Origin of the sequence: Pararhodobacter sp. SW119, assembly GCF_017811755.1 — a bacterium.
Lineage (GTDB): Bacteria > Pseudomonadota > Alphaproteobacteria > Rhodobacterales > Rhodobacteraceae > Pararhodobacter.
Map to the genome: position 1 here is coordinate 66,283 of NZ_JADDJF010000007.1, position 19,447 is coordinate 85,729.

The following is a 19,447-nucleotide window of genomic DNA, read 5'->3' on the forward strand; positions in this document are numbered from 1 at the left end:
CCGGATCAGAGGATCTTGAAGGCTGGGTCGCTGAGCGCCGGTCCGGCCTCGGCCATCGGCAACGGCTTGGCCGACACCGCCTGCTTGATGCCGTGGATCCATTTCTTCGCGCGCTCGTTGAGCTGGAAGCTTTGGGTCATCGAGCGGCCGCGGGTGACCAGGATGCCGATATCGGCACCCTCGTAACGGTAGTCGCCGGGACGCAGGATGCGCAGGAAGAAGGCTTCGTTTTCGGACTCGACCGCACGGCGGTGATAGTCGAAGCGGTCGAAGACGACGCGCCCGTCATCAAGCAGCCGGTAGATGCCGGTCTCCGGCACATCGGTGCAGATATCGACCGAATCCTCGGTGTGCTTGATGACCATCTGCGACCAGCTGTCGATCATGTCCGGATCCGACCAGCGGGCGTTCAGCTCGTCCACATCCAGATTGAACTTCTTTTTCGAGAATTCCAGTAGGTGGAACAGGAAGAGCGGCGCATCGGCATGGGCGAAGGCCGCGTGGTTGGTCATCGAACTGGCGCCGGTGATGCGCGGGTTCAATTCGCCCAGCCAGAGGTCGCCGGTCTTCTTGTCGATCAGGAAGTCGAGTTCGAAATAGCCGCGATAGCCTTCCTTGCGCAGCTGTTCACCGAACTTGAAGGTCAGGTCGCGCGCCTGCTGGCGAACCTTGGGCGAGAAGGCGGTGGCGAATATCTCGTTGCCGCACCAGCCGCCGCGATAGGGGGTCAGTTCCTTGAAGCCGACAAGCTCGGTCATCAGCGGGCCGACGATGGTGCCTTCCTTGGTCGCGCAGGCCTCGATCGCCGAGCCGCGGCAGTCGATCCGCTTCATGATCTTGATCTCGCCCTCGCCGATGATCTCGTGCTCGTGGCGGCGAAAATCGGCCTCGGACTTGATGAAGAAGGTGGTGTGGCCTGAGTCGCCAAAGGCCGATTGCAGCACGAGGTCGTGGCCGATGCCGGCCTTCTCGCAGGTCTTTCGCAGATCCTCGTAGCTTTTCACCTCGGCCAGCACGTTCGGGACCGAGGGGACGCCGGCCTTGTTGCCGATGCGCACGGTCTCGATCTTGTTGTCCATCCGTTGGCGGAGATCGGCCTTGGGGAACCAGACCTCGGCACCGAGTTCCTTGGACAGCCGCTCGGTCTCCTCGTCGAACATCAGGAACACGAATTTCGGCTTGCCGCCGCGTCGCTTGATGAAGTCGATGACCTCCTTGTGCTGCAGCAGGTAGTTGTTGATGTCCTCGATCGACTGGAACTCGGCATGCGGCTGCTCGGACGGGCAGAAGACGTTCGGATGCTTGCCGTCATAACAGTCGATGTAGCAGATGTACTTGAAGTTCTTGACCCATTCATCGAGGCCGAGCAGGTTGAAGTTGGTCGCCGAGATGAAGTAGACGGGCTCCTCGTTACGGTGAAAGAACCGCCGGATCTCGGATATGTTGCGCAATTCCTTCTTGGGCATCTTTGCCTCCCTGTTATTGTTCGTCATTCGGCCGCGTCGGCCAGTCCCTTGCGGTCCAGTCGCGCCAGCGCCTCGTCGGTGAAGACCCGCAGGCCCAGGTCGGGCCGGTAGCCGTGGATCTCGTTCACGTCGAGCGCCAGCATGAAGGCGAGGATCTCTCGGCTGACCACCTGGCCCGGCACGAGGATCGGAAAGCCGGGCGGGTAGGGGATGATGAAGCTGGCCGAGACGACCTCGCGCCCTGATTCCAGCGCTGTGCGCAGGGCGCCGGTCAGGTCCAGGTAGTCGCAGTTGTCCTCGTCGTAGGCGAGGAAGAAGGCGCTGCGGATGTCGCCTTCGGCGGTGACCTGATCGGCGCGGAAGGCATCGTGGAAGCGGCTGAAGTCGGGCAGGGGGGGCAGATCCTCGACCAGGCTCTTCACCCGCCGCTCGAACGACAGGCGCTCCATCTTCGAGGCGTCGTCGTGCAGATCGTCGAGGCTGCGCGCGATCTCGACCAGCACCTCGATCAGGTAGGCGACCGAGGACCGCGTGGTCCCGATATTGGTCATGAAGAGGACCGTGTTGCGCGAGGTCTTGTTGATCTGGATGCCGTACTTGTCCATCAGGATCTGGGTCTTGAAGGTGTCGCCATCCCAGCCCGTGCCGCCGACGGCCACCGTGACCCGCGTGGCGTCGAGGACGAACTCGTCCTTCTCCCAGCATTCCCAGATGTCGGTCCAGCCCTGATCGGCGCTGTAATAGCTCTCGACCCCGCTTTCGCGAAACTCGGTCGGGATCATGTCGCCGGCGGTCAGGACCTTGAAGTATTTCTGCAAAAGCGGATGGGTCGAGATCGCGCGGCGCATCGACATCGCCGCCTCGACCTGGCGCTGCACGAATTCGAACCCTTCCAGTTCCACCTGTCGGCGCCCGACGTCGAGGCTGGCGATGATCTGGTAGTTGGGCGAGGTCGAAGTGTGGGTCATGTAGGCTTCGTGGAAGCTCTGCTCGACCTGTCCCTTGAAGTCCTGATCGTTGACATGGATCATCGACCCCTGTCGCAGCGCGGTCAGGGTCTTGTGGGTGGATTGCGTGGCGTAGATGCGCACGCGGGCATGCGGTGGCGCGACCAGACGGGTCTTCAGGATCGTTTCGTCGTCGGCGTCCTTCATCTTTGCCTGCTGCTTTTCCCAGGCCTTGGCCTGTTCGGGGGATTTCAGGCGTTCGCGCAGGTTGTTCGCCGCGTTCATCGCCGTGCGCTGCCGGTAGGTCGGGCCAAAACGGGCAAAGGCGAACCAGGCCTCGTCCCACAGGAAGATCAGGTCGGGCTTGATCGCCAGGCATTCCTCGATCACGCGCTCGACATTGTAGACGATGCCGTCGAAGGTGCAGTTGGTCAGCAGCAGCATCCGCACCCGGTCCAGCTTGCCGGCGGCTTTCAGCGCCAGAAGCTGGTGCTTGATCTCGCGCAGCGGCACGGCGCCGTACATCGAGTATTCGTTGAGTGGATAGCTGTCGAGGTAGACCACCTGCGCGCCGGCCAGCACCATGCCGTAATGGTGCGACTTGTGGCAGTCGCGGTCGACCAGCACGATGTCGCCGGGATGGACCAGCGCCTGCACCACGATCTTGTTGCAGGTCGAGGTGCCGTTGGTGGCAAAGAAGGTCTGCCGCGAGCCGAACGCCCGGCTGGCCAGTTCCTGCGATTCCTTGATCGGCCCGTGCGGCTCCAGCAGGCTGTCGAGCCCGCCCGAGGTTGCCGAGGTCTCGGCCAGAAAGATGTTGGGCCCGTAGAAGGCGCCCATGTCCTGGATCCAGTGCGACCGGGTGATCGACTTGCCGCGGCTGATCGGCATGGCGTGAAAGACGCCTGTCGGCTGCTTGGAATAGTTCACGAGCGCGGTGAAGAAGGGCGTCTTGTAGCGCGACTGGACCCCGCGCAGGATGTTCAGGTGCAACTCCAGGAAGTCTTCCTGATTGTAGAAGACGCGCCGGCAGATGCCCAGGTCGTGTCCGGCGATATCCTCGACCGAGCGATCGGTGATCAGATAGGCGTCGAGTTCGGGACGCACGCGGGCGATCAGGCGGCAGGTCTCGGGGCCGTAATCCTCGGGCGAGAGCGTCTCGATCCCCTCGGCGCCGCCGGCGCGGTTCAGGTAGCGCTTGAGGATCGCCAGTTCCGTCCGCGACTTCAGCGACAGGCCGGGGCGCACCACGATCGCCTGGATGTTGTGGTTGAACAGCACCGCGATCAGCGCATCCTCGACCGAGGGCACGACCACGGGTTCGTAGATGAACGGGTCCTCGGGCCGGCGCATGCGAGTCATGTTCGCCTTCAGCCAGCGTTCCTGCTGCTCGTTCACGTCATCGACGATCAGCACCTCGAAATAGGGCTTCGACAGCGCCCGCGCTTCGGGCGAGAGCAGCGCCTCGTCCTCGTGATCTTCGCTGTCGGCCAAGTCGCGTTCCAGCGGGATGTGCCGCCGGCGATACGCGCCCGAGGTGAGCGCGCGGGTGATCCGGTGCGTGGCGAAGGCCGCGGCCTCCAGATGCCCGTGATCGAACTGCCGGCGCAGCATGTCGAAGGCGGCCATGCCGGGAAACGCCCAGTAGGGCTCGATCACCGTCAGCGCGTCGAAAAGCTGCACGATCCGCTTGCGCAGACCGACCGAGCCGCGCGCATCGGGGTTTCGGGCCAGCGTTCCCAGCGATTCGCGCAGGGACGACCAGCGATCAGTCCTCAGCTGGACTGCGGAATAGTATTCGTTCACCGACTGCATCAAGCCCTCCCCCGTCCTGCCGAAGCCGGGTCGGGGACAGGGCCGTCCGCGTGACGGTCAGTGCCCTCCGCCGTTCGACAGAGCTGTGCCCGGGGTCGGGATGTGCAGGTTGTGCCCGTGGCGGGTCTGCGTGGCCGTCGTCCCGGTATGGTCGACATGCAGTCCAGCGCGCGATCCCTGCTTCGGTATTTCCAGCGGCCCCAGGCTATTCAGATACTCATCCCAGCCACTATTCCGGTCGTAGACGGAAAAATCAACCGTCCTGTCCCGGAAGCTCTTCAGGACCTGGCCCAGGCCCTTCATGCCGGTCTCGCGCTGGCGCCGGACCATGTCGAGGTCGATCTCGATCGGAAAGACATCCTCCTGACCGGCCGACTGGTGCAGGACGTGCGACGCGGGATCGACCACGCAGGACCGTCCGACGCCGCCGGCGCCCAGCCCGTTCACCGAAAAGACGTAGCACTGGAACTGCACGGCGGTGGCGCGCGTGATGGCCAGTTCCGCGTCGCGGTCGGTGGTCCCGGTCAGCACCGGGTGCAGCAACACCTCGACCCCGGCGCTGGTCAGTTGCCGCGTGGTTTCGGGAAACCAGATGTCATAGCAGATCGACAGGCCGAACCGGCCGACGCCCGGCACGTCGAAGATGCAGAACTCGTTGCCGCCATCGATCCCGGCCTCGTAGGGGCGGAAGGGAAACATCTTGCGGTAGCTGGTGACGATGTTGCCGGTGGGGTCGATCACGGCCGAAGTGTTGTAGATCTTGCCGTCGGCTCCCTTCTCGAACATCGAGCCGGGGATCAGCCAGATCCCGTAATGACGCGCGGCGGTGCAGAACCGCTCCAGCGTGTCGTTCAGGAAAGGTTGGGCATAGCGCGGCAAGGGTCCGAACGGCGCCAGTTCGCTGAACAACACCATCTGCGTCCAGGGAAAGCGGGCCATCAGGATGTCGAGCCGCTGCAGCATGCCTTCGACATTCGAATTCAGTGCGCTGACATGCATCTGCACACCGGCAATGGCGAAGGGGGTCATGGGGCAGTCTCCTGACTATTCTGGCCAACGCTTGGTATACGAGAGTCGGCGCGGCACCTGATATGCGCAATCTGGCGGAAGATACAAGGGTCGGACCCCCTGCGGGCGCACAACCGTAGCGCGAATGCCATGGTTCGTGACGTGACGTTGCATGCCGCGCCGTCGCTGCCTAGACTTTGCGCAAACCTTGAAAGGCCTGCCATGTCCGTTGCCGCCACCGACGCCCCGACGCCCCCCGAAACCGCTGCCGACACGGTCGCCGGGATGCGCGCCGACCTCGCCGCCGCCTTTCGCTGGGCCGCGCGCCTGAACCTGCACGAGGCGGTCGCCAACCACTTCTCGCTCGCGCTCGACCCGGCCGCGCGGCGGGTGCTGATCAACCCGCGCGGGCGCCATTTCGCCCGCATGCGCGCCGCTGATCTGCTGGAGATCGACGCCACGGACCCGGCGACGATGGACCGCCCAGACGCCCCCGATCCCACCGCCTGGGGCCTGCACGGCGCGATCCACCGGCGCCTGCCGCATGCCCGCTGCGTGATGCACCTGCACCCGCCGTTTGCGACTGTCCTGGCCAGCCTGGCCGATTCGCGCATGCCGGCGATCGACCAGAACAGCGCGATGTTCCACGACCGCCATGTGATCGACGACGGCTACGGGGGCATGGCCTTCGAGGCCGAGGGCGAGCGTTGCGCCGGCCTCCTGTCCGATCCGAAGACCGTCGCCATGGTCATGGGCAACCACGGTCTGCTGGTCATCGGCCGGACCGTCGCCGAGACCTTCAACCGCCTCTACTATTTCGAGCGCGCGGCCGAAACCTACCTGCGCGCGCTGCAGACCGGCCGGCCGCTGCGCGTGCTGCCCGATGCGGTCGCCGAAAAGACCGCGCAGGAATGGGAGGACTATCCCGCCTTCGCCGAGGATCACCTGCGCGAGATCAAGGCCCTCCTGCGCGAGGAGGGCGCGGATTTCGACGCCTGACGCGGCGCGCATTCTGCGCGCCCTTGCCGGACTGCGGAATTTGCGCCAGATGGGGCCGGTTGCAGGCATGACACGCCACGCCGCCGCCGGGGTCAGAGAGGTTTGCCCGTGAAGAAACCCGCCTGGGTGATCGACAAGGAACGCGCGCGCCGGGCGGCCGCGGCCGAGACGGTGTGGCTGTTCGGGCTGCACGCGGTGCGCGACGCGCTGCTGAACCCGGCGCGCGAACGCCTGCGCCTGATCGTCACGCGCAACGCCGCCGACCGGCTGGGCGACGCCCTCGCGCAGGCCGGGGTCGAGCCCGAGATCGCCGACGCGCGCCAGTTCCCTGCGCCGCTCGACCCCGGCTCGGTCCACCAGGGCGCGGCGCTGGAGGTGAAGCCGCTGGAATGGCCCCCACTGGACGACCTCTGCGCCGCGGGACCCGATGCTTGCGTCGTGCTACTGGACCGGGTGAGTGATCCGCACAACGTCGGCGCCGTCCTACGCTCGGCCGAGGTGTTCGGCGCGCGCGCGGTCATCGCTCCCGCGCGCCACGCGGCCCCCGAAACCGGGGCGCTGGCCAAGACCGCCTCGGGCGCGTTGGAGCGCCAACCCTACCTGCGCGTCACCAACCTGTCCGAGGCGATGACTCGCCTGCAGGACATGGGCTACATCCTGCTGGGCCTCGACGGCGCGGCCGAGCAGACGCTGGCGCAGGGCATCGCCGCCGCCACCGGCCGCCCGCTGGGCCTGGTGCTGGGGGCCGAGGGGCCGGGCATGCGCGACAAGACCCGCGCAACCTGCGACGCGCTGGTGCGCATTCCCGCCACCGGCGCCTTCGGCTCGCTCAACGTCTCGAACGCCGCGGCCGTCGCCCTTTATGCGGCCGCCGCGACGCGCAACTGACAGATGTATCACACTATCGAGAGTGGCCTTTTTTTCGCAAACCGTGTCCCCATATCCACAGTGTGAAGCGCGGAACCGGAACATTCGTGCTTCCTCCACTGTCCCTCGTTCCTGCCTTTGCGCCCGGTTTTTACCGGGCGCTTTTTTATTGAGCGGGGCCGTGCATCCGTGGCTTGCCACGCGCCGCCGCGCGCACGAATAGCTGGACCCGGCGGCATCCGGGCGCTACCCCTCTGCCTCAGGTTGCCCGCCGACCGCCAATCGAGGCCCGCATGGTTGCACGCGTCATTCCCGTCGATCCCTTCGATCTGGTCGTCTTCGGCGCGACCGGCGATCTGGCGCGGCGCAAGATCCTGCCCTCGCTTTTCCGCCGCTTCGCCGACGGGCAGATGCCGCCCGAGGCGCGGGTGATCGGCGCGGCGCGCAGCCCGCTGTCGCCGGCCGAATTCCGCGCCCACGCCGCCGAGGCGCTGGCCGAGTATCTGGACGGCGTCCCGCCCGATCCCGCCAGCATGGCCGCCTTCCTCGAACGGCTCGACTACGTCGCGCTGGACGCGGGTGACGCCGCGGGCTGGCAGACGCTGGCGGGGCGACTGCGCGACGACGTGGTGCAGGCGCATTACTTCTCGGTCGCGCCGGCGCTTTTTGCCGATCTGGCCGCCGGGCTGGACCGGCACGGCCTGAACCGGCCCGAAACCCGCGTCGTGGTCGAAAAGCCCTTCGGCCACGACCTCGGCAGCGCCCGCGCGCTCAACGCCATGCTGGCGCAGCATTTCGACGAGGGTCAGGTCTACCGGATCGATCATTATCTGGGCAAGGAAACCGTGCAGAACCTGATGGCGGTGCGCTTTGCCAACATCCTGTTCGAACCCCTGTGGAACGCCCGCTTCGTCGATCACGTGCAGATCACCGTCGCCGAAACCGTGGGCGTGGACGGGCGCGGCAGCTACTACGACGACGCCGGGGCGATGCGCGACATGGTGCAGAACCACCTGATGCAGCTTCTCTGCCTGATCGCGATGGAACCGCCGCACCGCTTCGACCCCGACGCCGTGCGCGACGAGAAGCTGAAGGTCATTCGCGCCCTCGACCCGGTGCAGCCCGGCGACATCGTGCGCGGCCAGTACGGCGCGGGCAACGGCGCCAAGGGCTTTGCCGAGGAGGTGGGCAATCCGGGCACGCGCACCGAAAGCTATGTCGCGCTCAAGGTCGGGGTCTCCAGCTGGCGCTGGAAGGGCACGCCCTTCTACCTGCGCACCGGCAAGCGGTTGCGGGCGCGGGCGTCCGAAATCGCTGTGACCTTCCGCGACCCGCCGCATTCCATCTTCGGCGAGGAAGCGCCCTGGCGCGCCAACGTGCTGGTCATCCGCCTGCAGCCCGACGAAGGCATGACGCTGCGCGTGATGATCAAGGAACCGGGGCCGGGCGGCATGCGTCTGAAAGACGTCGCGCTCGACATGTCGTTTGCCGAGGCGCTGGGGGAGGGGGTGCATATCCCCGATGCCTACGAGCGGCTGATCATGGACGTGATCCGGGGCAACCAGACCCTCTTCATGCGCGGCGACGAGGTCGAGGCCGCCTGGGCCTGGACCGACCCGGTGATCGCCGGCTGGTCCGAGCGCGGCGACCGGCCCCACCCCTACGATCCGGGCTCCTCGGGGCCCGAGGACGCGCTGATGCTGATGCATCGGGACGGACGACGCTGGCGGGAGATACGCTGATGGACCTGAAGGAATACGCCGACCAAGAGATGATGTGCCTGTCGCTGGCCGACCGGCTGGCCAGCGAGTTGCGCCGCGCGCTGTCGCGGCGCGAGCGCGCGCTTTTCGTCGTGCCGGGCGGCACCACGCCGGGGCCGGTCTTCGACATCCTCTCCGACATCGACCTCGACTGGGCCAGCATCGACGTGCTGCCGTCCGACGAGCGTTGGGTGCCCGAGGATGACCCGCGCTCGAACGCGGGCCTGCTGCGCCGCCGGCTCTTGCAGGGCCGGGCGGCGGCGGCGCGGCTGATCCCGCTCTGGCTGCCCGACCGCACGCCCGAGGAGGCGCTGGAGACGCTGAGCGAGACCGTCGGCGCGCTTCTGCCCATCGACGTCGCGCTGCTGGGCATGGGGGCGGATCTGCACACCGCCTCGCTCTTTCCCGGCGCCGAGGGGTTGGACGCGGCGCTGGCCTCGGACGCGCCGCCGCTGATGCCGATCCGCGCCGCCGCCGCGCCGGAGCCGCGCATGACCCTGACCCTGCCGGTGCTGAAGGAGGCCTTCGCGATCCATATCGTGATCACCGGCGCCGAGAAGCGCGCAGCCCTTGAGCGCGCCGAGGATCTGGACCCGGCCGAGGCGCCGGTCGCCGCGCTGCTGGGCGAGGCGCAGATCCACTGGGCGGAATAGAAGCCCCGCGCCGCGCCGACGCGCACCCCCGCAAGGAGGAACATGGAAGAGCCCCGCTACCAGCCGCCCGACGACGCAAAACTGCGCGCGATCCTTAAACGAGCGCATTGCATCGCCATCGTCGGCGTCTCGCCCGACCCGATCCGGCCCAGCCATTACGTCGCGCGCTACCTGCGCCTGCGGGGCTATCGCGTGATCCCGGTCAATCCGGGCCATGCCGGGACGACCCTTTTCGGCGAAACCGTGCGCGCGCGCCTCGCCGACTGCCCGCCCGAGACCGACATGCTGGACGTCTTCCGCCGGTCCGAGCAGGTCCCCCCGGTGGTCGAGGAGGCGCTGGAGGCATTGCCGAACCTGCGCACCATCTGGCTGCAGATCGGTATCGAAAGCGACGCGGCCTTCCGCATGTCGGCCAGCCGGGGGATAGATTTCGTGCAGAACCGCTGCCCGAAGATCGAGTATCAGCGCCTCTTTGGCGAGTTGCGCATGGGCGGCTTCAACACCGGCATCATCTCCTCTAAGCTCTGATCGCATCCGGCCGCCATCCGCGGGCCCGGAACCGTTCGCCGGCCGGACGTGTTGATGATTGACGGCGCAGTTTCCAGATGGAGGGATTGGAATGGCAGAGGTTGGATCGCAGACACAGCGTTACCGCTACATCGGTATTGCCGTGGTCACGGTGGCGGTATTGGGCTGGCTGCTCGCCATCTACTTCTGGACCACGCGGGCGCAGGTGGAGAACGAGCTGGCACGTCAAGTCCAGATGGTGGGCACGGCCGAAGAGATCGACCAACGCATCGCACAACTGCAGGCCGAGACGACCGACGCACAGACCCAACGCGACGCGGCGACAAGCGCGCTAGAACAGGAACAACGCCAGCAGGAAGAGACGCGCGAGCGTATCGCGGCCGAACTGGACGAAGCCCAGAACGAACTGGAAGCCACGCGGGGGCGTCTTGAGCAGGCACAGGCGGAAATGGCCGACCTGGAAAGCCAGGTGGAGGAGATGCGCGCGGAGCAGGAAGCGTTCGAGGCAGAGCGGGCGCAAGACGATGAGGTGCTGGCCGAACTGGACGCAACCATCGCCGACGCCCGCGAGGAGGTCGCCGCGACCTCGGAAGAACTTGCCGAGGTCGGCGCGCGGCTGGAAGACGCCCGCGGTCGCGAATCCGAACTGCAGGCGCGCCTTGCCGAACTTTCCGCCGAACTGGCCGACCTGACGCGGGAAGCCACCGATTCCGAGCAGCGGGTTCAGGCCGCCCGGCTAGCCGAGGCGGAACTCGAGCAGCAAAAGGTTTCGGCCCGCGCGGAACTGGAGGAGATTGAGGCCGCGCGCGAAACCCTCGACGCGACGGTCGAAACGCTCACCCAGCGGCGCGACGAACTCGCGTCCGATACCGAGGCCGCTGAGGCGCACATGGAGGCGACTCAGAACATGGTCGTCGAGCTGACCTTGGCGCTTGCCGAGCGCGGCGAGCAACTCGCCGAACTCGAGGGCCGGATTTCGGAGATGCAGCAGGCAGCAAGATCAGCCACCGACCAGGAAGTGTCGGGCCTCGCTTTCGGGACGCGCTACGCCCATGATCAGGTCACTGCCATCTTCGACGCCGACGGAATGTACACGATGCTCAATCGCCGAACCGGCGCCCGTGCGAGCGGAGAGTACGAGTTGTCGGAGGGCATCCTCACGCTCAACGAGGCGGACGGCGACCTGGAGGGCGTGGAATTTCCGATCCGTTGCGCCATCGAGGCGGACGCGTCGGGATTCAAGCTGGCGCAAACGGACGACGAGTCCTGTGGCGCGCTCGCCGATACGACGTTCACCCGCGACAGCCCCTGAGAGAGCGTCGACGCCCGCGTTGATCACGCGTGCCGGAAAAGCGCCACGCGGAGTTCCCAATTCGGGTGGCGCAAACCCTGCCAAATCCCTGCGGCACCGTTCGGAACTGCCATACGTTTGCCATACGCTTGCCAGCCGCTTGCCATACGCCCGCCAGCACCCTGCCGGCGGGCGTTTCGGCCCTCGCGGCGACGCGTTCAGCGGGTGCCGGTCAGCGCCAGGAAGGCGTCTTCCAGGTCGGGCTCGGCGGTCGAAAGGTCGCGGATCTCCACCCCTGCGGCGTCCAGCGCGGCCAGGATCTGCCCCGCCTGCACCCGGCTGCGCGGATAGGTGAAGGCCATGAGCCCATCCAGCCGATCCTCGCGCGTGACGCCCTCGGGCAGGTCCAGCGGCCCCACCGCGCCGGCGGCGCGAACCAGCAGCGTCTTGCCATCCATTCGCCCTAGGATCGCCGCGGTCGTGTCCCGCACGATCACCGCGCCATGGTCGATGATCGCGATCTCGTCACACATTTCCTGAGCTTCTTCAAGGTAATGCGTGGTCAGGATGATCGTCATGCCCTGCGCGTTCAGCCGCCGCACGTTCTCCCACAGCATCTGCCGCAGCTCGATGTCCACGCCCGCCGTCGGCTCGTCCAGCACCAGCACCTGCGGCCAGTGCACCAGCGCCTTGCCCAGCAGAAGCCGCCGCCGCATCCCGCCCGAGAGGGTGCGGGCATGGGCATCGGCCTTGTCCTCCAGCCCGATCAGGCGCAGGATCTCGGCCGTGCGCCGTTCGCGCCGGGGCACACCGTAGAGCCCGGCCTGCACCTCCAGCGAGTCGCGGGCGCTGAAGAAAGGATCGATGTTCAATTCCTGCGGCATCACCCCGATCGCCGCCCGCGACTGCCTGGGATTGGCGTCCTGATCGAACCCCCAGATCCGCACGCGCCCCGCGGTCTTCACCACAAGGCCCGCCAGGATGTTGATAAGCGTGGACTTTCCCGCGCCGTTCGGCCCCAGAAGTCCGAAGATCGACCCGGCCGGAACGGTCAGGTCGACGTCTTTCAGCGCTTCCATGGCGGGGCCCTTGCCGGTCCCCGCATAGACCTTGCGCAGGCCTTCGATCTCGATGGCGTTCTCGCTCATCTTGCTCCTGCCGGACAAATTGGTATCAATGCCCGCGTGCTTAGGCCGAATGCCCGCCCGTGACAAGGAAGCCCAGATGACTGCGCTACCCGCCCATCCCGCCCCCGCGACCGAGATCGTGACCCGGACCCGCGTCGCCTGCGATGGCGGTGACGGGGCGCTGGGACACCCCCGCGTGTGGCTATCGATCCCCGAGGACGCCGGATGGGTCGATTGCGGCTATTGCGACAAGCGCTATATCCTCGAGGGCACCGAGGCCGCGAAGGCCGCCGGCAAGGCCGCCTGATCCGGACAAATGGCCGCCCTGGCGCCGGGTCCCGGTCGCACGACTGACGCGCGGCGCACCGGGCATTGCGCGTTGTCGGCGGCCCCGGTCCGTCTGGCCCCCGGTCGATGAAGCTGGCATAACCCGCCCGATGGCACGGAAAGGGGCAGGGATGGGCACGACTTTCGGCAAGGGCGATCATCTGCATCTGATCGACGGATCCGCCTATATCTTCCGCGCCTACCACGCCCTGCCGCCGCTGACGCGCAAGTCCGACGGGCTGCCGGTAGGGGCGGTCGCGGGGTTCTGCAACATCCTCTGGAGCGAGCTGACGCGCGCCAACGACGACGCGCCGACGCATCTGGCGGTGGTCTTCGACTTCTCGGCCACCACCTTCCGCAATGCGATCTATGACGCCTACAAGGCCAACCGGCCGGAGCCGCCCGAGGATCTGCGCCCACAGTTCCCGCTGACCCGCGAGGCGACGCGGGCCTTCAACGTCCCCTGCCTGGAGATCGACGGCTACGAGGCCGACGACATCATCGCGACCCTGGCCCGGCGGGCGGTGGCGGCGGGCGGGCGCGCCACCATCATCTCGTCCGACAAGGACCTGATGCAACTGGTCGGTGACGGCATCCTGATGCGCGATCCGATGAAGGACCGGCTGATCGACCGCGACGGCGTGATCGAGAAGTTCGGCGTCCCGCCCGAGAAGGTGGTGGATGTGCAGGCGCTCGCCGGCGACAGCGTCGACAACATCCCCGGCGCGCCCGGCATCGGCATCAAGACCGCGGCGCTGCTGATCAACGAGTTCGGCGATCTGGAAACGCTGCTGGCCCGCGCCGAGGAGATCAAGCAACCCAAGCGCCGCCAGACCCTGATCGAGCATGCCGAGCAGATCCGCGTCTCGCGCCGGCTGGTGGAACTGGACCCCGAGACGCCGCTCGACGTGACGCTCGACGACCTCGCCATCCGCAAGCCCGAGGCCGAGCCGCTGCTGGGGTTCCTGGCGCAGATGGAGTTTCGCACCCTCTCGCGCCGCGTCGCCGACAAGCTGGGCACTGAGCCCCCGGTCATCGCGGAGCCCGCCCCCTTGGAACCCGCGTCCGAAGATGCCGACACGCCCGAGGCCGCGCCCTTCGATCCCGCGGGTTACGTCTGCATCCGCGAGATGTCGGTGCTGCAGGACTGGATCGCGGGCATCCGCGAGCAGGGCTTTGTGGCGTTCGACACTGAAACCACCTCGCTGGATGAAATGAAGGCCGAACTTGTCGGCATCTCGCTGGCGCTTGCGCCTGGGCAGGCCGCCTATGTGCCGGTCGGGCACCGCGAGGGCGACGGCGATCTCTTCGGCTCGGACGCGCTGAGCGAGGGGCAACTGGTGCGCGAGGAGGTGCTCGATGCGCTGCGGCCCGTCTTGGAAGACGACGCGATCCTGAAGATCGCGCAGAACATGAAATACGACGCCAAGATCCTGGCGCGCCACGGCGTGAATGTCGCGCCCTTCGACGACACGATGCTCATGTCCTACGCGCTTCACGCAGGGCTGCACGGGCATGGCATGGACACGCTGAGCGAGCAGTATCTGGGCCATATTCCCATCCCGATCAAGGACCTGATCGGATCGGGCAAGTCGATGAAGACCTTCGACCGCGTGCCGATCACTGACGCTGCGCGCTACGCCGCCGAGGATGCCGATGTGACGCTGCGCCTCTGGCAGACCTTCCGACCCCGCCTGCACCGGGCGCGCGTGACGACGGTCTACGAGACGCTGGAGCGCCCGCTGGTGCCGGTGCTGGCGGCGATGGAACGCGCGGGCGTGCTGGTCGATCGCGAGACGCTTTCGCGCATGTCCAACGCCTTCGCCCAAAAGATGGCGCAGCTGGAGGACGAGATCCACGACCTCGCCGGCGAGCAGTTCAACGTAGGCTCCCCCAAGCAGCTGGGCGAGATCCTGTTCGACAAGATGTCCCTGCCGGGCGGGTCGAAGGGCAAGACCGGCGCCTGGTCGACGCCCGCCGATGTGCTGGAGGATCTGGCGACCGAACACGACCTGCCGGCGCGGGTGCTCGACTGGCGGCAGATCGCCAAACTGAAATCGACCTATACCGACGCGCTGCAGGAACACATCAACCCCGAAACCGGGCGCGTGCATACTTCCTATGTGCAGACCGGGGCGAACACCGGGCGCCTCGCCTCGACCGATCCGAACCTGCAGAACATCCCCATCCGCACCGAAGAAGGGCGCCGCATCCGCGAGGCTTTCGTGGCCGGGCCGGGGATGCGTCTGGTCAGCCTCGACTACAGCCAGATCGAATTGCGCATCCTCGCCCATGTCGCAGATATCGCCGCGCTGAAGCAGGCCTTCGCCGACGGGCTGGACATCCACGCCATGACCGCGTCCGAGATGTTCGGCGTGCCGCTCGACCATATGACGCCCGAGGTGCGCCGGCGCGCCAAGGCGATCAACTTCGGCGTGATCTACGGGATTTCGGGCTTCGGTCTGGCCCGCAACCTGCGCATCCCGCGCAGCGAGGCGCAGAGCTTCATCGACACCTATTTCGAACGCTTCCCCGGCATCCGCGCCTACATGGACGCGACCGTGGGCTTCGCCAAGGCGCATGGCTACGTCCAGACGCTTTTCGGCCGCAAGGTCCACACGCCCGAGATCAACGCCAAGGGGCCGGGCGCGGGATTCGCCCGTCGAGGCGCGATCAACGCGCCGATCCAGGGCACGGCCGCCGACATCATCCGCCGCGCCATGGTCCGCATCCCCGCCGCGATCGCGGGCTTGCCGGCGACCATGCTGCTGCAGGTCCATGACGAGCTGGTCTTCGAGGTCGAGGCCGCGGCCGTGGACGAGACCATTGCCCGCGTGCGCGCGGTGATGGAGGGGGCGGCGGCCCCCGCGGTGGCGCTCGACGTGCCGCTTGTCGTCGATGCCGGCACCGGCGCGCACTGGGCCGAGGCGCACTGACGCCGGAACCCGCACCGCCCCCCCGCGTTCTACCCTGAAGGCCAGAGGGGGTGGAGATGTCTTGGATCGCGGAGCACAGCGCCGTGCTGCAGGTTGGCGTGGGCGTTCTCAACGCCGGTATCTGGCTGCTTTACCTGCACCTCATCCTCAGCAGCTACCGCCGTCAGCAGGAGACCGTGATCCTGATCCATCGCGGGGCCAGCGATGACGACCGCGCCCGATGCATCGTCTCGAACATGGGGAGCGAGCCGATCTACATCCTGTCGGTGATCGCCGAACTGACCATCGACGGCGAAGTCTGCGAGGCCCGCGTCACCGACCGCGAGGAACTCGACATGGAAACCTTCGACGATCCGCTTCGTCGCACCTCGCAGGGGCCGTTGAAAAGCGGCGATTTCCTCGACATCGGCAGCTTTCACGACCTTGCCCAGCGGACACTGCAGCAAGTCGCCCCGGGCACCTCCCCCGAGGCGGTCGACCGCCTGCGCGTCACCGTCGTCGCAGCGTCCAGCCATGCCTCGGCCCTGGTCGGCGCCACGCGCGATTTCGTCCGCGAAAGATCGGGCAAAGGCTACAGCGTGGCGCCCACCACGCTGGTCGCGCGCCAATTGCGCAGCCGTGCCGACCGGCGCCGGGTCGAAAGCATGTTGCAGAACGAGCTTGCCGCCTGACGCGGGGCTTGCCTTCGCGGTGCGGCGCGCGCAGGATCGGTCCGCTGCGACGGGCGACGGGAGGGGTAATGTCGGACCTGGCGGGGTTCACCGAGGCGAAGATCGACACCGGCGAGGTGCGGCTGAGTGTGCACCGCGCCGGGCAGGGCGCGCCGCTGATCCTGCTGCACGGGTTTCCGCAGAACCATCGCTGCTGGGAAAACGTCGCGCCCGCCCTTGCCGAGCATTTCCACGTCATCGTCCCCGACCTGCGTGGCTACGGCGAGTCCGACGCGCCCCCCGACGATGCCGGGCATCGCACCTATTCCAAGCGCCGCATGGCCGAGGATATCACCGGGCTGATGGCCGCCCTGGGGATCGAGCGGGCGCATGTGCTGGGCCACGACCGGGGCGCGCGCGTCGCCTACCGCCTGGCGCTGGATCACCCCGAGCGGGTGGCGCGTCTCGGCCTGATCGAGATCCTGCCGACGGTCGAGTACTGGGACGCCTTCGGCGCCGAATTGGCGATGGCGCTCTATCATTGGACCTTCCTCGCGCAGCCGGCGCCGATGCCCGAACGCCTGATCGGCGCCGACCCGGGCGCCTGGATCGACCACACGCTGAAGGGCTGGACGCGCGAAAAGTCCCTCGCGCCCTTCTCAAGCGTCGCGCTCGCCTCCTACCGCGCGCAGGCGGCCGATCCGGCGCGGCTGACCGCGATGTGCGCCGACTACCGCGCCGGCGCCACCGTGGACCGCCGCCAGGACGCCGAAGACCGCGCCGCCGGGCTGACCATCGCCGCGCCGCTGCATTTCCTCTGGTCGGACGGCGGCTTTCCGGCGCGCACCGGCGATCCCGCCGGGACCTGGCGCCGGTGGGCGCGGCAGGTCACCGATGGCTCCTGCGTCTCGGGCCATTTCGCGATGGAGGAAAACCCCCAGGCGGTACTCGCCGCCTTCCTGCCGCATTTCCGCAAGGGCGGATGACCCGGCACGCGCGCCCTTCTGCCACCGGGCCGATGGTGAAGCCCGCGCCGGAAGGGCGTTCCGGGGGCGGCGGGCTTGGCGGTCTTGCGGCGCGCGTCGAGGCGCAGACCGGGGCCGATCGGGACCGCTACCTCGATTTCCTGCGCGTGGCGGCGATCCTGATGGTGATCTTCGGTCACTGGATCGTCCGCGTCGTCGTGGCGCCGGGGGGTGCGCCGGAAGCGGGCTATCTTCTGGAACTGCGGCCGTCCTGGCAATCGGCGACGCTGATCTGGCAGGTCATGCCGCTGATCTTCATGGTTGGCGGCGCGCTCAATGCAGGCAGCTGGCGGCGCGCGCGGGCCGACGGCGTGGCGCCGGTGGGCTGGATCCGACGCCGGGCCCGGCGGCTCTTGCGCCCGACCCTGCCACTTCTGCTGGTCGTGGTCCCGGCCTGGCTGGCGGCGGACCTGCTGTTCCCCCGCGCCCTGCTGATCGACCCCGGCGTGGCGCTGATCCCGCTCTGGTTCGTCGCGGCCTATCTGGCTGTGCTCTCGCTGACGCCGGCGACGCTGGCCCTGCACGAGCGCGGCTGGAGTGTGCCCGCCATCGCGACGGCGGTGGTCGTGGCGGCGCTGGTCGATGTCGCGCGGCTTGCCGGGATCGGCCCGGTGGTGGGAACGCAGCCGCTGCTGGGGCTGCCGAACTTCTTGCTGATCTGGGTGGCGATCCACCAGCTTGGGCACCTCTGGGCCGACGACCGGCTGCCTGTGCGCCCGGCCGGTCAGGCGGGGATGGCCGTGGCCGGCGCCGCCGCGCTGGTCCTGCTGATCGGGGTCGGAGGCTGGCCGCTGACGATGGTGCCGGTCGAGGGCACGACGCTGCCCAACAACGCCGCGCCGCCGACGATCGCGCTCTTTTCGCTGGCACTGGTTCAGACCGGGCTGGCGCTGCTGGCGCGCCATCCGCTGCGCCGGGCGCTTCGGCGACCGCTGGTCTGGGCGGGGGTCGCCCTGACCGGATCACGGATGATGACTCTCTTCCTGTGGCATCAATTGGCGATGGTGGTGGTGACCAACCTGGCGGTGCGTCTGGCCTGGCTGCCGCTGGCCGAGACGATCGGCGCCCGCTGGTGGGCACATCAGCCGCTTTTGCTGCTGGCCTTCGCGGTGGCACTGGCGGGCTGCGTGGCGGCCGCCGGCCGGTTCGAGGATGCCGGTGGCGCGGCAAAGGGCGCGGACGGCGGCGGTTGGGGATCGACGCTCCTCGGCATCGCGCTCGTCGCTTCCGCGGTGGCGGGACTGTTGTGGCTGGGGGTGGCCGAACTGCCGCCGGCCTTGGGACTTATCTTCCTGATCTTCTTCGCGGCGGGGCTTCGGGCGCTCGACGGAATGCGCGGGCGCACCGAAGACTGAGCGCGAGGGCATCGGGTTGCACCCGCCCCCAATCTAGCCGTCCCCGAATCACCGGCAGTCGATCTCAGACTTCCAACTCGTTCGAGGGGATCACCGGGAAGAACCGCCCGTGCGACCACAGGCCGAACCAGCGCGCGCCGTCGTGGTCCTCGTGCGCGCCAATCTCGACCAGCCGGTAGAAACTCTTGCGGTCGATCAGCGCCTCCAGCCCCGCGCGCACCATGACATAGGGTGACGGCTCTCCGGTCGCGTTGTCGCGCACCACGCGGATCGGGTGCTCGGCGCCGGCGGTGACGGTGTCGCCGACATTCGTCTCGAAGGTCAGGCGCTGATCCTGCCCGGCGCCCTCGGCAACGAAATCCACCGCGACAAAGGGCGCGTCGTCGACCTGAATCCCCACCTTCTCGACCGGCGTGACCAGGTAGTAACTGTTCCCCTCGCGCTTCAGAATGGTCGAGAACAGCCGCACCAGCGGCTTCCGGCCGATCGGCGTGCCCAGGTAGAACCAGGTGCCGTCCCGCGCAATCCGAATATCCAGATCGCCGCAATAGGGCGGATTCCACAGATGCACCGGCGGCAATCCGCCCTTCCGGCTCGCGTCCTTGGCGGCTTTCGCAAGGCTTTCGGCGTCGGGGGTCACATTGTCTTGTTGCTTCATGCTTTTTCCCTCGCTTGGGCTGGGCGACAGGGGCC

The 19,447-nt window shown here is 67.5% G+C and carries 16 protein-coding genes; 11 read left to right on the plus strand and 5 right to left on the minus strand.

The genetic code is table 11. From position 1 onward, the window contains the following. Positions 1-5: 5 nt before the first annotated feature. Genes IM708_RS06555 through IM708_RS06565 form a run of 3 tightly spaced genes read right to left on the minus strand, consistent with a single transcriptional unit; the run spans position 6 to position 5,257 of the window. On the minus strand, positions 6-1,493 hold the full coding sequence (locus IM708_RS06555; RefSeq protein WP_209425539.1) for a biotin carboxylase: 1,488 nt from the start codon (positions 1,491-1,493) through the stop codon (positions 6-8). Further along, positions 1,490-4,228, minus strand: a complete 2,739-nt coding sequence (locus IM708_RS06560) for an aminotransferase class I/II-fold pyridoxal phosphate-dependent enzyme (RefSeq protein WP_209425540.1) — start codon at positions 4,226-4,228, stop codon at positions 1,490-1,492. The genes IM708_RS06555 and IM708_RS06560 overlap by 4 nt, the downstream gene beginning before the upstream one ends. 57 nt (positions 4,229-4,285) lie before the next feature. Then, positions 4,286-5,257: a carbon-nitrogen hydrolase family protein gene (locus IM708_RS06565; RefSeq protein ID WP_209425541.1), complete on the minus strand. Its 972-nt coding sequence runs from the start codon at positions 5,255-5,257 to the stop codon at positions 4,286-4,288. A 201-nt stretch (positions 5,258-5,458) separates the two neighbouring features. Between IM708_RS06565 and IM708_RS06570 the strand changes: the two genes are divergently transcribed. The 6 genes from IM708_RS06570 to IM708_RS06595 all read left to right on the plus strand — a co-directional run bounded on the left by IM708_RS06570 (position 5,459) and on the right by IM708_RS06595 (position 11,355). Continuing rightward, the gene (locus IM708_RS06570; RefSeq protein WP_280859876.1) at positions 5,459-6,235 is read left to right on the plus strand and encodes a class II aldolase and adducin N-terminal domain-containing protein; all 777 of its coding nucleotides are present in this window, start codon (positions 5,459-5,461) and stop codon (positions 6,233-6,235) included. A 108-nt stretch (positions 6,236-6,343) separates the two neighbouring features. Further along, positions 6,344-7,123 carry a 23S rRNA (guanosine(2251)-2'-O)-methyltransferase RlmB gene (rlmB, locus tag IM708_RS06575; protein ID WP_209425542.1) on the plus strand — a complete coding sequence of 260 codons (780 nt, stop codon included), beginning with the start codon at positions 6,344-6,346 and terminating at the stop codon, positions 7,121-7,123. A gap of 272 nt (positions 7,124-7,395) precedes the next feature. Next, positions 7,396-8,844, plus strand: coding sequence for a glucose-6-phosphate dehydrogenase (gene zwf / locus IM708_RS06580; protein WP_209425543.1), 1,449 nt, complete (start codon positions 7,396-7,398; stop codon positions 8,842-8,844). After that, positions 8,844-9,515, plus strand: a complete 672-nt coding sequence (gene pgl / locus IM708_RS06585; protein WP_209425544.1) for a 6-phosphogluconolactonase — start codon at positions 8,844-8,846, stop codon at positions 9,513-9,515. The genes zwf and pgl overlap by 1 nt, the downstream gene beginning before the upstream one ends. Before the next feature lie 42 nt (positions 9,516-9,557). After that, positions 9,558-10,043 (plus strand): CoA-binding protein, encoded by a 486-nt coding sequence (locus IM708_RS06590; protein ID WP_209425545.1) that lies wholly within the window; start codon positions 9,558-9,560, stop codon positions 10,041-10,043. Positions 10,044-10,101: 58 nt separating this feature from the next. Beyond that, positions 10,102-11,355, plus strand: a complete 1,254-nt coding sequence (locus IM708_RS06595) for a hypothetical protein (protein WP_209425546.1) — start codon at positions 10,102-10,104, stop codon at positions 11,353-11,355. A gap of 197 nt (positions 11,356-11,552) precedes the next feature. On the opposite strand, the gene IM708_RS06600 is transcribed toward IM708_RS06595, so the two are convergent. After that, positions 11,553-12,482: an ABC transporter ATP-binding protein gene (locus IM708_RS06600; RefSeq protein WP_209425547.1), complete on the minus strand. Its 930-nt coding sequence runs from the start codon at positions 12,480-12,482 to the stop codon at positions 11,553-11,555. A gap of 76 nt (positions 12,483-12,558) precedes the next feature. Here IM708_RS06600 and IM708_RS06605 point away from each other — a divergent pair, with 76 nt between their 5' ends. The 5 genes from IM708_RS06605 (at position 12,559) to IM708_RS06625 (ending at position 18,754) form a co-directional block, all read left to right on the plus strand. Then, the gene (locus IM708_RS06605; protein WP_209425548.1) at positions 12,559-12,768 is read left to right on the plus strand and encodes a zinc-finger domain-containing protein; all 210 of its coding nucleotides are present in this window, start codon (positions 12,559-12,561) and stop codon (positions 12,766-12,768) included. A gap of 151 nt (positions 12,769-12,919) precedes the next feature. Then, positions 12,920-15,724, plus strand: a complete 2,805-nt coding sequence (gene polA, locus IM708_RS06610; RefSeq protein ID WP_209425549.1) for a DNA polymerase I — start codon at positions 12,920-12,922, stop codon at positions 15,722-15,724. A 56-nt stretch (positions 15,725-15,780) separates the two neighbouring features. Next, positions 15,781-16,395, plus strand: coding sequence for a hypothetical protein (locus IM708_RS06615; protein WP_209425550.1), 615 nt, complete (start codon positions 15,781-15,783; stop codon positions 16,393-16,395). A gap of 68 nt (positions 16,396-16,463) precedes the next feature. Next, a complete protein-coding gene (locus IM708_RS06620; RefSeq protein WP_209425551.1) occupies positions 16,464-17,360 on the plus strand; it encodes an alpha/beta hydrolase in 897 nt (298 codons plus the stop codon). Then, positions 17,357-18,754, plus strand: a complete 1,398-nt coding sequence (locus tag IM708_RS06625; protein ID WP_209425552.1) for an acyltransferase family protein — start codon at positions 17,357-17,359, stop codon at positions 18,752-18,754. Before IM708_RS06620 ends, IM708_RS06625 begins: the two co-directional genes overlap by 4 nt. 64 nt (positions 18,755-18,818) lie before the next feature. Here the strand turns inward: IM708_RS06625 and IM708_RS06630 are convergent, their stop codons facing one another. Then, entirely contained in the window at positions 18,819-19,412 is a 594-nt protein-coding gene (locus IM708_RS06630; RefSeq protein ID WP_209425553.1) for a DUF1285 domain-containing protein, read from the minus strand. Between the last annotated feature and the right edge of the window lie 35 nt (positions 19,413-19,447).